This is a genomic window from Pseudarthrobacter naphthalenicus (assembly GCF_029076445.1).
GTDB lineage: Bacteria > Actinomycetota > Actinomycetes > Actinomycetales > Micrococcaceae > Arthrobacter > Arthrobacter naphthalenicus.
Window position 1 is genome coordinate 393,224 of record NZ_JARESG010000001.1, and the last position, 13,578, is coordinate 406,801.

Below are 13,578 nucleotides of genomic sequence, written 5' to 3' on the forward strand. Positions count from 1 at the left end.
GAAAGCCAGCATGCGAGTCTTAGCAGCCATGAGCGGCGGAGTAGATTCCGCCGTAGCCGCAGCACGTGCCGTGGAAGCCGGCCACGACGTCGTCGGCGTTCACCTTGCGCTGTCCAGGATGCCCGGCACCCTGCGGACGGGCAGCCGGGGCTGCTGCACCATTGAAGACTCTCGCGATGCCTGGCGGGCCTGCGATGTGCTCGGCATTCCCTATTATGTCTGGGACTTCTCGGAGCGCTTCAAGGAAGACGTGGTCCAGGATTTCATCGACGAATACGCGGCCGGCCGCACGCCCAATCCCTGCATGCGGTGCAATGAGCGGATCAAGTTTGCTGCCCTGCTGGAGAAGGCCATTGCGCTGGGTTTCGACGCCGTCTGCACGGGGCACTACGCCAAAGTCATCACCGACCCGGACGGGAATCCGGAACTCCACCGCGCGGCGGACTGGGCAAAGGATCAAAGTTACGTCCTGGGCGTGCTGACCCACGAGCAGCTCAAGCACTCCATGTTCCCGCTGGCCGAGACGCCCTCCAAGGCTGAAGTGCGCGCAGAGGCCGAGCGCCGCGGGCTGTCCGTGGCGAACAAGCCTGACAGTCACGACATCTGCTTCATCCCCGACGGCGACACCGCCGGCTGGCTCGCCGAAAAAATCGAGATGACCACCGGCGACATCGTGGATGAAACCGGCTCCAAGGTGGGCGAGCATCCCGGTGCAAACGCCTTTACGGTTGGCCAGCGGCGCGGGCTGAAGCTGGGCACGCCGGCCGCGGATGGCAAGCCGAGGTTCGTGCTGGAAATCCGGCCGAAGGAAAACAAGGTGGTGGTGGGGCCCCAGGCCCTGCTGGCCATCGACGAGATCCGCGGCATCAAGGTTTCCTGGGCAGGCCTGCCCATTGCCGAAATTGAAACCGGGGCCGAATTTGAGTGCCACGCGCAGGTGCGCGCCCACGGCGACCCGGTCCCGGCAACGGCCCGCATGGTCTCCGGCGACGCCCCGCAGTTGCTGGTGACGCTGACCGAGCCGCTGCGCGGAGTGGCTCCCGGCCAGACGGTGGTCCTGTACCAAGGCAGCCGCGTCCTTGGCCAGGCCACCATTGACGCTGCCCGGTCGCTGCAGCGCGCCGAACTTTAGGCGCCCGGGACACGCCTGGGCAGAATGTCCGCACCGTTCAGGTAAATTTTGTGTCTCAACTCACAAATAAGCCGGTTGATGAGCCCGGCGTCTGATTGAATCTAGGCATCAGGACAGCGCGCCGCCGCCCCGAGTAACAGCTCCGGGCGGAGGTACAACGCGCACTCATCGGACAGAAAGTTCAAAGATGACCAAGAACACCAAAGCCTTGCGGAGCGCCATCGCGCTCGCAGGCATTTCCGCCTTCGCCTTGACTGCCTGCACGGGCCCCTCAGGTGGTGGAGGCGGCGGCACGGCATCGGGCGGTGCCAGCAGCGTCATAACGTACGGCACCACCGACAAAGTCACCGCCCTGGACCCGGCCGGTTCGTACGACAATGGCTCGTTCATGCTGATGAACCAGGTGTTCTCCTTCCTGCTGAACTCCAAGCCCGGCGGCGCGGATCCCGTGCCGGACCTGGCGGAATCCTCGTCCTTCACCAAGCCCACCGAGTTCACCGTGAAGCTCAAGAGCGGACTCAAGTGGGCCAACGGGCACGTGCTGGACTCCAAGGACGTCAAGTTCTCCTTTGACCGCCAGCTCAAAATCAACGATCCCAACGGTCCGGCGTCTCTGCTGGCCAATATCGAATCGATTGCCGCGCCGGACGCCACCACCGTGGTCTTCACCTTGAAGCAGGCCAACGACCAGACATTCGCCCAGATCCTGCAGAGCCCGGCCGGCCCGATCGTGGATGACGAGGTCTTCCCGGCGGACAAGCTCCTCAGCGACGAGGACATCGTCAAGGCCAACGCCTTCTACGGCCCCTACACCATCGACTCTTACAACAAGAACACCTTGGTGAGCCTGAAGGCCTGGCCCGACTACAAGGGTGTCCTGGGCGCTCCTGCCAACGACGGCGCCACCGTCAAGTACTACACCGACCAGACCAACATGAAGCTTGAGGTCAAGGGCGGCCAGATCGATGTTGCCAACCGCAGCCTGAGTGCCACGGACATTGACGACCTCAAGAAGGACTCCAACGTCAAGGTCAACGTTGGGCCCGGCGGCGAGATGCGCTACATCGTGTTCAACTTCGACATCATGCCCTTCGGTGCCAAGACCCCGGAAGCTGACCCGAAGAAGGCCTTGGCCGTGCGCCAGGCCGTGGCTAACCTCGTGGACCGCCAGGCCATCTCGGACCAGGTCTACAAGGGCACCTACCTGCCCATGTGGTCCAACGTGCCCTCAGGCTTCCTCGGTGCGAACGAATCCTTCAAGCAGGCCTACGGGGACGGTTCCGGCAAGCCCAGCCCGGACAAGGCCAAGCAGGTCATGACCGACGCCGGCATCACCAGCCCGGTGACCATCAAACTCCAGTACAACCCGGACCACTACGGCAAGTCCTCCGGTGACGAATACGCGGCCATCAAGGACCAGCTGGAGAAGAGCGGTCTGTTCAAGGTGGACCTGCAGTCAACCGAGTGGGTCACCTACAACAAGACCTCCAAGGCTGACGGTTACCCGGTCTTCCAGCTGGGCTGGTTCCCCGACTTCAGCGATCCGGACAACTACCTCACGCCGTTCTTTGTTGGCGGCGGCTTCATGAAGAACCACTACTCCAACCCCGAAGTTGAAGCCCTGATCGCCCAGCAGCTCGTCAACGGCGACAAGGCCGCCCGTGAGAAGCAGGTCCAGGACATCCAGAACCTCCTTGCCAAGGACATCTCAACGCTGCCGCTGCTGCAGGGTGCCCAGGTTGCCGTCTCCGGGAAGGACGTGAAGGGCGTGGATTCCACCCTCGACGCTTCCTTCAAGTTCCGGCTCGGCCAGGTTTCCAAATAACAGCAGGCTCTCGTAACGCCACATAACCCGCGTCAGGAGGTGGGGCCACGCGGCCTCGCCTCCTGCGTTTTGGGTCCCCAATTTCCAGTTTCAAACAAGCAGGGACAGCATGACCACCTTGATTGATGCGCCGCCGCCAACAGTGGCGGCCCCCAAATCCAAATCCGCGGGAGGTGGCCTCGGGAAGTACATCCTGGTCCGCTTCCTGCTGATCTTCCCCACAATCTTCATTCTCGTCACGCTGGTGTTCTTTCTCATGCGGATCACCGGCGATCCCATCACCGCTGCCCAGGGCGGACGCCTCCCACAGGAGCAAATCGACATCCTGGTCCACCAGGCCGGTTACGACCGCAACCTCTTCATCCAGTACATCGAATACCTCGGCAACATCGCCACGGGCAACTTCGGCCGCACCATTTCCGATGGCAGGCCCGTGATTGAGATGCTCACCAAATTCGGCGCGGCCACCCTTGAACTGGCCATTAACTCCCTCATTGTGGCGCTCCTGGTGGGCATCCCGCTCGGCATGTTCGCGGCACACAAGCGGGACAAGGTTTCGGACGCCCTGCTGCGCTTCTTCGCCATCCTCTGCTACGCCACGCCTGTCTTCTTCGCGGGCCTGCTCCTGAAGCTCACCTTCTCCGTCGGCCTGGGCTGGTTTCCCGTGGCCGGCCGCGCGTCCACCACAACCGAACTGGCCATGAGCCGCTTGTCGGCGCCCACCGGCATCTATTGGCTGGACGCCCTGCGGAGCAACGACCTGGCAGCCTTCGGCGACATCATCCACCACGCGGTCCTGCCTGCCATCGCGCTGGGGCTCCTGACAGCCGGTGTCTTCCTGCGGCTGGTCCGCACCAACGTGATCGGGACCCTCGGCAAGGACTACGTCGAGGCCGGCCGGTCCCGCGGCGTCAGTGAATACCGGCTGGTGACCAAGCATGCCTACAAACCGGCGCTGATCCCCATCATCACCGTCATGGGCCTGCAGATCGCGCTGCTGCTCGGCGGCGCCGTCCTGACCGAGACCACCTTCGAGTGGAAAGGCCTGGGCTACCAGCTGGCGCAGTACCTGACAGCGCGCGACTTTGTGGCGGTCCAGGGCATTGTGATGCTGCTGGCCGTCATTGTGGCTGTCACTAATTTTGTGGTGGATATCCTGGCCGCCCTGATCGATCCGCGGGTGAGGTACTGATGAGCACCGAAGCCTTCAGGCCCGCCAAAAAGTCCCTGCTGGACAGGCTGCCCGTTTCGTCCCACATCCGGCGCAGCGTCGGCCTGCAGCGCACCATGCTGCTGATCGGCGTTGTCTTGTGCGCCGTGTTCCTGGTGACTGCCGTTTTTGCCCCGCTGCTCGCACCCTACGGCTACTCGCAGATATCCGACGACGGCGGGACCTTCCCCGCGCAGGCTGCCCCGGGCGGCAAACACCTCTGGGGTACCACGGTGGGTGGCTACGACGTGTTCTCGCGGGTGATCTGGGGATCGCAGACGGCGGCCACGGTGATCGTCGTCGCTGTGGTCATGGCCATCTTCCTCGGGGTCTTCCTGGGACTCGTCAGCGGCTACTTTGGCGGCTGGCTGGACCGGGTGCTGGTTGTGGTGGCGGACGCAATCTACGCCTTCCCTACCCTCCTCCTGGCCATCGTGGTTTCCATTGCCATCAACAAAGGACAGTCCGGCTTCTGGGGCGGAATCCTCGCCTGCGGGTTTGCCATCACAGCCGTCTTTGTGCCGCAGTATTTCCGCGTGATCAGGGCTGAAGCCATCCGGCTCAAAGCCGAACCGTTCGTGGAGTCCGCCCAGGTGGTGGGCGCCTCCAGTGCACGGATCATCGGCAGGCACATTTTCGCCAACGCCACCCGGACGCTTCCCCTGATCTTCACGCTGAACGCGTCGGAGGCCATCCTCACCCTGGCCGGTCTGGGCTTCCTCGGCTTCGGCATCGAACCGAGCTCCGCTTCCGAATGGGGCTTCGACCTGAACAAGGCGATGTCTGATGCGTCATCAGGTATCTGGTGGACGGGCGTGTTTCCGGGTGCGGCGATCGTGCTCACGGTCCTCGGGCTGACCCTGGTGGGAGAGAGCATGAATGACCTGAACGACCCCCGCCTGCGGGGACGCCGGCGCGCAGGAACCAAGGGCAAAGGCAGAGAATCAAAGAACCAGACGGAGGTGACCGCATGAGCGGCCCGGAGATCATCAACACCAGCGCCGGGCAACCCGCGGGACATGTCCTCGAAATCGACCACCTGAAAGTCACGTTCGCTACCGATGGCGGGGACGTCTACGCGGTCAAGGATGTAAGCCTGGACGTACGCCCCGGGGAAGTCCTGGCCATTGTGGGCGAATCCGGATCCGGGAAGACAGTCACGGCCAAGACCATCCTCGGGCTCCTGCCCGAAACCGCCGCCAGCGAGGGGGCGGTGCTGATAAATGGCAACAACGTGATCAGCGTGAGCGCCTCGAAGCTGCGGCAGATCCGCGGCCGCGACGTGGCCATGGTGTTTCAGGAACCATCCACGGCGCTGAATCCGGTTTTCACCGTCGGCTGGCAGATTGCCGAGGGCATTCGTGCCCACACCACCGACGGCAGGCGGGTCACAGCCAAAGAGGCCAAAACCAGGGCCATCGAGGCGCTGCGCAAAGTGGGTATCCCGGACCCGGAGCACCGCGTCAACTATTATCCGCATCAGTTCTCCGGCGGTCAGAAGCAGCGCGTGGTGATCGCGGCGGCGCTCGCCCTCAACCCGGGCCTCATCGTGGCGGACGAGCCCACCACCGCACTGGACGTCACCGTCCAGGCGGAGATCCTTGAGCTGTTGCGGGACCTGCGGGACAAGTACGGCACATCCATCGTGCTGATCACCCACAACATGGGCGTCGTCGCGGACCTCGCGGACCGCGTGGTGGTGATGTACCAGGGCGACGTGGTGGAGGAAGCCTCCGCCCGGGTGCTGTTCGCGGAACCCAAACAGGACTACACCAGGAAGCTGCTGGCCGCCGTGCCGCACCTCGGCCGGAATTCGGCGTCGGAAGGCCTCACGGAACGCGCCCACAGGAACGCACCGGTGCTGGTCGAAGCAACGGACCTGACCATCGAGTACCCCGGCCGGTTGGGGACACCGGCGTTCAAGGCAGTGGACGGTGTCAGCTTCACGGTCTCCGAAGGAGAAGTTTTTGGCCTGGTCGGCGAATCCGGCTCGGGAAAGACCACCATCGGGCGGGCCATTGCCGGGCTGAACCGGACCACCGGGGGCAGCCTCAAAGTGCTCGGCTACGAAATGCTGAACTTCAAGGAACGGACCTTCAAACCCCACCGGAAGGATATCGGCTTCGTCTTCCAGGACCCGGCCGCATCCTTCAACCCCCAACTGACCATCGGCGACTGCGTGGCGGAGCCTATGATCATCCACACCAATCCCAGCCCGGCGCAGGCCCGCAAGCGCGTGGGGGAGCTGCTCGAATCAGTGCAGCTGCCGGCGTCGTATGCCGACCGCTACCCGCACGAGCTCTCCGGCGGCCAGCGGCAACGGGCGTCCTTGGCGCGTGCCCTCATCCTGAACCCCAGGCTGCTGATCGCTGACGAACCGACGTCGGCGCTGGACGTGTCGGTGCAGGCGAAGGTGCTTGAACTCTTCAAGGACATCCAGGCGGAGTTCGGCTTCGCTGCCCTGTTCATCAGCCACGACCTCGCAGTGGTGGACATCCTGTCGCAATGGGTGGGCGTGCTGTACAAGGGCAAACTGGTGGAACAGGGGATCGGCAGCCAGGTGATGGGCGCGCCGCAGCACGACTACACCAAGCGGCTGATCGCGTCCCTGCCCGTGCCCGACCCCGACGAACAGGCACGGCGAAGGGCGGCACACCGGGCTCTGCTGGCCACATAGACTTGGAGCATGACGCAGCAAAACCATGATGTTCCCGACGCCGAAACCTACGACGCCGCCGCAAGTTCGCTGGCCGGCCAGGTGGATGACTCGGTGATGGCGGAACTGCTGTCCATCCGGTCAAGCATCGACAACATCGATGCCACCCTGGTCTATCTCCTTGCCGAGCGGTTCAAAGCGACGCAGAAGGTGGGCTTCCTCAAGGCTGCGCACCGGCTTCCGGCGGGCGATCCGGGCCGCGAAAGCGCCCAGATCGCCCGGCTGCGGCGGCTGGCTGAGGATGCCCACCTTGACCCCGCGTTTGCCGAAAAGTTCCTGAATTTCATCATCGGTGAGGTCATCCGTCATCACGAAGCCATCGCCGAGGACCATCAGGCCGCCGCAGAGTGGAAGTAACAGCTACCGCGCCGGGCCCCTGGCCGGGGGAGGACCCGCTGGAGGCCGCGCGGATCGTCCGGGGCGAACTCGGCAGCCCGCACCTGCCTTTCCTGGCGGAACTTCCGGACCGCGGGGTGGGTTCGGATGCTCTGGGCCGCACGGCCTCGCTGCTGGTGGAATTGGCTGTGGACGTTCAGCCCTACGGCTGGCGGCTCGTGGACCGGCCCGGCAAGGATTACCGCCGGGCCGTTTCGGCGCTGTCCACCGACATCAACGTCCTGGCTGATGTGGCAGGCGGTGAGGACACTTCCGCGGGCGAACTCAAAGTGCAACTGCTGGGGCCGCTTAGCCTCGCGGCGGGCCTGCACCTGCACAACGGCGAACGCGCCCTGATCGACTACGGTGCACGCCGGGACATCACCGAATCGCTGGCCGCCGGGGTGGGCGCCTACCTGTCCCGGGTGTCCAGCGCGGTGCCGGGCGCGAAGCTGGTGGTCCAAATCGATGAACCTGATATTGCGGCCGTGCTTGCCGGCACCATTCCGACGTCGAGCGGTTACCGGACCCTGCGCTCGGTAGCCGGCCAGGAGGTCACCGAGTCCTGGCAGCTGGTCATTGAGGCGCTGAGGGCTGCGGGCGCCGTCGAAATCGTTGTCTCCGTGCCCGAAGTGGAGGCCCCCATCGACCGGATCGTGGCCGCAGGTGCGGACGGCGTGGCCGTTCCCTTGCAGGCGCTGACATCGCGGCAGTGGGAGCAGTTGGCCGGCGCCGTGGAAGCGGGCAAACGGGTCTGGGCCGGCGCGCTTGACCCCGGCCGCGCGTTGCCCAAAGTGGCCGACGCCGTCGAATCGGTCTGGCGGCCGTGGCACCAGATGGGGCTGCCGGCGTCGTCCCTGGGCAGTGTGCGTGTCACTCCCGCCGGGGGACTGGCGGCCCTTACGCCGGCGGCCGCCACAGCCGTGCTCGGCAGGCTGACCCAGGTGGCTGACGGGCTGAACCAGCGCGTGCACGGCTGACCCCGCCGTGGCTGGGCGGCAGGTTACATCCGGGCTTCCCAACGGTCCGGCCGTGCGTAACCGGGCAGGAAGTCCTGTGCGGAGCTGCCGCCAACGTAGGGGCGCAGGCGGTACTGCATGTGGCCGGCATAGACCAGCACCTCCCCGATCTGCGGCTGCAGGACCTTGACCTGGATCCGGTGCCGCCCGGCGCCGTCGGCGTCTTCCTCCCACCACTGCTCGGCGTAGGCCTTCGCATCCAAGGCTGCCGGCAGCGGCAGGCGCAGGTGGCCGAGGAACAGCCGGGAGTCCTCTGACACCCCGCGCAGCCGGCCCTCGTCCGTGACGCTGAGCTTCAGGTCCGTGACCATGCGCCGGAACCTTCCCAGGTAGTCCACCAGCCGGGGGCCGCCGTCGGATTCCACCAGGCTGGTGGTGTCCTGGAAAATCCTGCTGCGGCCCGGGAAGCGGATCTCGCGCCGGGCCGTGAGGCTGGGGCGCCCGAAAGGATCAAGATGGGCATGGTTTTCGATCCGGAACGGGACGCTCTCACCGAATTCGGGAAAGAACGCCTCTTCCCCGGACGTGAGCTTCAGCAACGGCCGCAACCACGCCTGCCGGCAGCCGGCGACGTCGAAAACGCCCTCACCAAAGCCATAATGTCCGGAGCCCGGCAGGAGCGAAAAGTACTCCTGCAGCTCAGGTTGCAGCCGGGTGAAGTCCTTGCCCAGGGCCTGCTGGTAGATCGGTACGTTCATCAATGACCTCCTGGACGGTGGCCGCCGGCGGCGCCGCGGTTGCTTCCAATGTACCGGCCGGAAGACACTGCCCTCCCGCGTGCTGCGCCATGTCGGAGGGCGTTGAACAGGACAAACCTAGTCCAATAGGGGAATATATAACTATGAAGGCACGCATTCTGGTAGTTGACGATGACGAAGCGCTGGCCGAAATGATTGGAATTGTTCTGCGTAATGACGGCTTTGACCCCGTCTTTTGCGCTGACGGCGGCCAGGCGCTTGACGTTTTCCGTTCATCGAAGCCGGACCTCGTGCTGCTCGATCTTATGCTCCCCGGCGTGGACGGGATCGAGGTCTGCCGGCAGATCCGGTCGGAGTCTGACGTGCCCATCGTGATGCTCACCGCGAAATCCGACACGTCCGACGTCGTCCGGGGGCTCGAGTCCGGGGCCGACGATTATGTGCCCAAACCCTTTAAGCCTGCCGAGTTGGTTGCCCGCGTCAGGGCGCGGCTGCGGCCGGGCGACCAGAAGGCGCCCGAAACGTTGCGGATCGCGGACGTCACCATCGACGTTGCCGGCCATACCGTAAAGCGGGCCGACGAACGCATTTCCCTGACCCCGTTGGAATTCGACCTCCTCGTGGCGCTGGCGCGGAAGCCGTGGCAGGTGTTCACCCGGGAGCTGCTGCTGGAACAGGTGTGGGGCTACCGCCACGCGGCAGACACCAGGCTGGTCAACGTTCATGTACAGCGGCTCCGGTCCAAGATTGAGCGGGACCCGGAAGCCCCGGAAGTTGTATTGACGGTTCGTGGTGTCGGCTACAAAGCAGGTTCCTGAGCCCTCGGGACCAGAAGGCCCGCACGCTCCGGATCCGGCAGCGGCCAAGGGCCCCGAACACACAGACGCGCTGCCCGCGGAACTGGCGGCGCTGCCTTTCCGTGCGCGGATCTGGCGGCGCCGCGGCATCATCGTTGCACTCCGGGTGGCCCGCCTTGTCCGCGTCGGGCTGAGCCGGTTCTTCCCGGCCATGCGCTTTCTGGCGCGTTCGGTGCAGCGGCGCTGGCGCCGGTCCCTGCAGTTCCGGACAGTCCTGACCACCCTCCTGCTGGCCGTCACGTCCTTCGGTGCCGTGGGCGCGTACCTTTCCAACCAGATCGCCAACAACCTCTTCCAGGAGCGGCTGACGCAGGCTGAGTCCGAGACCCGCTACAACGTCAAACAGGTGCAGGAGACGTTTGACGGCGCCCAGGTCACCGATCAGTCCAGCGTCATCACCCTGGTGTACGACACCCTGAACGCGGTGGAGGGCCGCGGCTCCGTCATCCAGCGCCGCTACGTTTTCGAGGCCAAGCCGGAGCAGACCAAGCCCAGGAACCGCTGGGTGGAGTCACGGGCTTCAGACCAGCTGACTGTCAGCGTCATCCCGCCGGACCTGCGGAAGGCCGTGCAGGACTCGGGCAAGGACCAGTACTGGGCCTCCACGGTAATCCCGGTGGGCACCGAGGACAGGCCGGGCATCGCCGTCGGAAACCTGGTCACCTTCAACGGAACCGTATACGAGCTGTATTTGATTTACGACCTCAACACCGCCCAGCAGACTCTCAACGAGATCCAGGGCGTGCTGCTGGCCGGCGGCGCCGTGCTGGTGCTGATGATCGGGGCCATCGCCTGGTACGTCACGCGGAACGTGGTCAGTCCGGTCAGCCACGCGGCGCTGGTGTCCGAGAAGCTTGCCGCCGGGCAGTTGCAGGAGCGAATGGTGGTCAAAGGCGAGGATGAAGTGGCCCGTCTCGGTGCCTCGTTCAACCACATGGCTGCCAGCCTCCAGGAACAGATCACACAGCTGGCCACCTTGTCCCAGATGCAGCAGCGCTTTGTGTCCGACGTTTCGCACGAACTCCGGACACCGCTCACAACGGTGCGGATGGCGGCCGAGGTTCTTTTTGATGCCCGCCACGACTTTGACCCCATTAACAAGCGGTCCGCGGAACTTCTCTATAACCAGGTGGAGCGGTTCCAGTCACTGCTTGCGGACCTCCTGGAGATTTCCCGCTTCGACGCGGGCGTGGCCATGCTCGACGCCGAACCCGAGGACATCGTGCAGGTCATCGCCCATGTCATTGAGGGAGCGGCCCCGGTGGCCGCGGAGTATGGATCGGAAATTATCCTGCGCGCGCCCGAGACGGGCATCGTGGCGGAAATGGACGCACGGCGGATCGACCGAATCCTGCGGAATCTCATCCTGAATGCGGTGGAACACGGGGAAGGCAAGCCGGTCACCGTAACGGTGGCCGCCAACCAGACAGCCGTGGGAGTCGCCGTACGGGACCAGGGTCTCGGCATGACGCCGGCTGAGGCTGCCCGCGTCTTTGACCGGTTCTGGCGCGCTGATCCTGCGCGCGCACGCACCACCGGAGGCAGCGGCCTGGGCCTGTCCATCGCCATGGAGGACACCAAACTTCACAACGGGTGGCTGCAGGCGTGGGGCAACAAAGGCAGCGGATCCAATTTCCGGCTGACTATTCCCTTGCGGCAGGGCGAGGAGATCGACCGATCGCCCGTCCAGCTCGAGCCGGGGGACATCGTCCTGCCGACCAGCCACCACGACGGGGACATCCTGGTGTTCGGACCGGGATCCGGCCCTGCACGCGGGACCGAACCCAGTGCTTCGGACGCCGGACTCGGCAGCGGCCTCAGCGGCGGCCCCGGCGCCGAACGCAACGGCGGCCCCGGCGCCGAACGCAGCGACGGACCTAGCGAGGGCCGGGCCACGAAAGCTGCCGCGGATGCCCGCATTGCTGAGGGGTCCGTTGGTCCAGGCCTTTCCGGTGCCCGTGCGGCGGCCCGCACCACCCCAACGAAGGATCAGCCATGAAGCAAACAGCGGCGGCCGGTTACACGAGGCGTGGGCTGCTGCATGCCGCGGTTCTGCTGGTGGTGATGGTTCTCCTCGCCTCCTGTGCCCGGATCCCCACGTCCGGACCGGTGGGTAAGAGCGAGGAAGGCAGCGCAGGCAATGTGAATGCCCCGGTGTTCCTCCCGGCCGCGCCGCAGGCCGGTGCCACTCCCGAGAACATCATCGACTATTTCTACCGGGCAGGTTCCGGGTACGAGGGCGACTATGCGGTAGCGCGGGAGTACCTCACCCAGGCAGCCTCCGTATCCTGGAAACCGGACCAGCGGGCCCTGGTTTACCGGTCAGCGACCGTGGTGGAGACCGGCGTCGAAAACGTCTATAACTACCAGTTGGACGTGGCTTACACCGTGGATGTCGACGGGATTGCCACGCAGTCGCCCGAAGGAACCATCGAAAACATCCCGGTGACGCTCACCCAGGTGGATGGTGAGTGGCGGATTTCGGCGATCCCCAACGGGACGGCGATCCCGGAGGAGACGTTCAAGGTCATCTACGGGGCATACCCCATCTACTTCTACGACCCCGGTTTTACTTACGCCGTTCCGGACGTCCGCTGGTTCATCAAAAACAAGACGGTCAAGGCCATGACCAGCGCGCTGCTGGCCGGCCCGGCGCCCTATCTGCGGGGAGCCGTGGTGAGCGCCTTCCCGTCCGGCATGAAACTGGCGCGCGAATCCGTCCCGGTGGTCTCCGGCGCAGCCCAGGTGGACCTTTCTGCCAAGGAACTCACCGAGGCTTCCACGGAGGACCGGCTCCGGATGCAGACGCAGCTGGCTCTGACGTTCCGCAGCCAGCCCGACGTCGTCAATGTTGAACTCCGCGCCAACCAGGATCTGGTGCGGGTGGAGGACAACGGCTCCGTGCTGCCCCCTGTGCGGGACAAGAACGTGCCGGCGCGGGAGATTGCCGTCAGCGGCAACGAATTGGTGCGCTATGAGAACAACAGGGTGTCCCCGCTCCCGGACATGCAGCCGGTCTCCTCGCTCGGTCCGCGTTACCCGGCGGAGTCACCCGTGTCGCAAACGGTGGCTTTCCTAAACGAAAGCCGGACGACGCTGTACAGCATGGTGCCCGGCCAGCCGGCTCGTGCCCTGACCACCCGAAGCACCATCACCCATCCCTCATTCAGCCTTCACGACTGGGTGTGGGCAGCCGGCCCGGGCGCGGCAGGCGGTACCGAAGTGGTGGCATACCGGCCGGCGGGAGTCGCCGAGGGTGCGCCAGTTCCCGCAGTGACCATGACCCCGGCGTGGCTGGCCGGCAGGACCGTCAAGGATCTCAAGGTTTCGCGGGAGGGCGCCCGCGCTCTGGTGATTTCCGAGCAGAACGGACAGACCAAGGTCCAGGTAACGGGAATCATCCGCAATGCCGACGGTACGCCCAAGGAACTGACCACCCCCATTAACCTGGTGACCGAAAGCAATCCGGAGCAGGGGGTCTGGGTCAGCGACACAACCGTCGCCGTGATGAAGGGCTCAGCCAGCGCCAACGTCACACCGGAACTGCTGTCCCTCACCTCGGGGCAACCCCAGCAGCTGGCTCCCTGGCCCGGCCTGGTGTGGCTCAGCGCAGGCAACGGTCCCGAGGAGATCTATGGCCAGTCCGCCGAGGGGATCTTCCAGCGGCTCGGGAACGGCTGGTCGCCGCAGCTCAAGGGTCCCATCGACCCATCCTTCCCTGGATAGCGGTTGTCCACATAACCCCC

Annotated in this window: 11 protein-coding genes; 10 read left to right on the forward strand and 1 reads right to left on the reverse strand. The window is 65.0% G+C overall.

Features of this window, described 5'->3' with window-relative positions:
• Positions 1-10 precede the first annotated feature (10 nt).
• From mnmA to PY310_RS01890, 7 genes are all read left to right on the forward strand, one after another.
• On the forward strand, positions 11-1,132 hold the full coding sequence (gene mnmA / locus PY310_RS01860; RefSeq protein WP_275212435.1) for a tRNA 2-thiouridine(34) synthase MnmA: 1,122 nt from the start codon (positions 11-13) through the stop codon (positions 1,130-1,132).
• A gap of 187 nt (positions 1,133-1,319) precedes the next feature.
• Positions 1,320-2,957, forward strand: coding sequence for an ABC transporter substrate-binding protein (locus PY310_RS01865; RefSeq protein WP_275212436.1), 1,638 nt, complete (start codon positions 1,320-1,322; stop codon positions 2,955-2,957).
• 109 nt (positions 2,958-3,066) lie between these two features.
• The gene (locus PY310_RS01870) at positions 3,067-4,149 is read left to right on the forward strand and encodes an ABC transporter permease (RefSeq protein ID WP_275212437.1); all 1,083 of its coding nucleotides are present in this window, start codon (positions 3,067-3,069) and stop codon (positions 4,147-4,149) included.
• Positions 4,149-5,141, forward strand: a complete 993-nt coding sequence (locus PY310_RS01875; protein ID WP_275212438.1) for an ABC transporter permease — start codon at positions 4,149-4,151, stop codon at positions 5,139-5,141. The genes PY310_RS01870 and PY310_RS01875 overlap by 1 nt, the downstream gene beginning before the upstream one ends.
• A complete protein-coding gene (locus tag PY310_RS01880) occupies positions 5,138-6,844 on the forward strand; it encodes an ABC transporter ATP-binding protein (RefSeq protein ID WP_275212439.1) in 1,707 nt (568 codons plus the stop codon). The genes PY310_RS01875 and PY310_RS01880 overlap by 4 nt, the downstream gene beginning before the upstream one ends.
• 9 nt (positions 6,845-6,853) lie before the next feature.
• Positions 6,854-7,240, forward strand: a complete 387-nt coding sequence (locus PY310_RS01885; RefSeq protein ID WP_275212440.1) for a chorismate mutase — start codon at positions 6,854-6,856, stop codon at positions 7,238-7,240.
• A complete protein-coding gene (locus PY310_RS01890; protein ID WP_275212441.1) occupies positions 7,231-8,238 on the forward strand; it encodes a uroporphyrinogen decarboxylase/cobalamine-independent methonine synthase family protein in 1,008 nt (335 codons plus the stop codon). The genes PY310_RS01885 and PY310_RS01890 overlap by 10 nt, the downstream gene beginning before the upstream one ends.
• Positions 8,239-8,261: 23 nt before the next feature.
• Here the strand turns inward: PY310_RS01890 and PY310_RS01895 are convergent, their stop codons facing one another.
• Positions 8,262-8,975 (reverse strand): DUF4166 domain-containing protein, encoded by a 714-nt coding sequence (locus PY310_RS01895; protein ID WP_275212442.1) that lies wholly within the window; start codon positions 8,973-8,975, stop codon positions 8,262-8,264.
• Between the two features lie 143 nt (positions 8,976-9,118).
• Between PY310_RS01895 and mtrA the strand changes: the two genes are divergently transcribed.
• Genes mtrA through PY310_RS01910 form a run of 3 tightly spaced genes read left to right on the forward strand, consistent with a single transcriptional unit; the run spans position 9,119 to position 13,558 of the window.
• Positions 9,119-9,793: an MtrAB system response regulator MtrA gene (gene mtrA, locus PY310_RS01900; protein ID WP_275212443.1), complete on the forward strand. Its 675-nt coding sequence runs from the start codon at positions 9,119-9,121 to the stop codon at positions 9,791-9,793.
• On the forward strand, positions 9,768-11,831 hold the full coding sequence (mtrB, locus tag PY310_RS01905; protein ID WP_419095439.1) for an MtrAB system histidine kinase MtrB: 2,064 nt from the start codon (positions 9,768-9,770) through the stop codon (positions 11,829-11,831). The genes mtrA and mtrB overlap by 26 nt, the downstream gene beginning before the upstream one ends.
• The gene (locus tag PY310_RS01910) at positions 11,828-13,558 is read left to right on the forward strand and encodes an LpqB family beta-propeller domain-containing protein (RefSeq protein WP_275212445.1); all 1,731 of its coding nucleotides are present in this window, start codon (positions 11,828-11,830) and stop codon (positions 13,556-13,558) included. Before mtrB ends, PY310_RS01910 begins: the two co-directional genes overlap by 4 nt.
• Positions 13,559-13,578 lie beyond the last annotated feature (20 nt).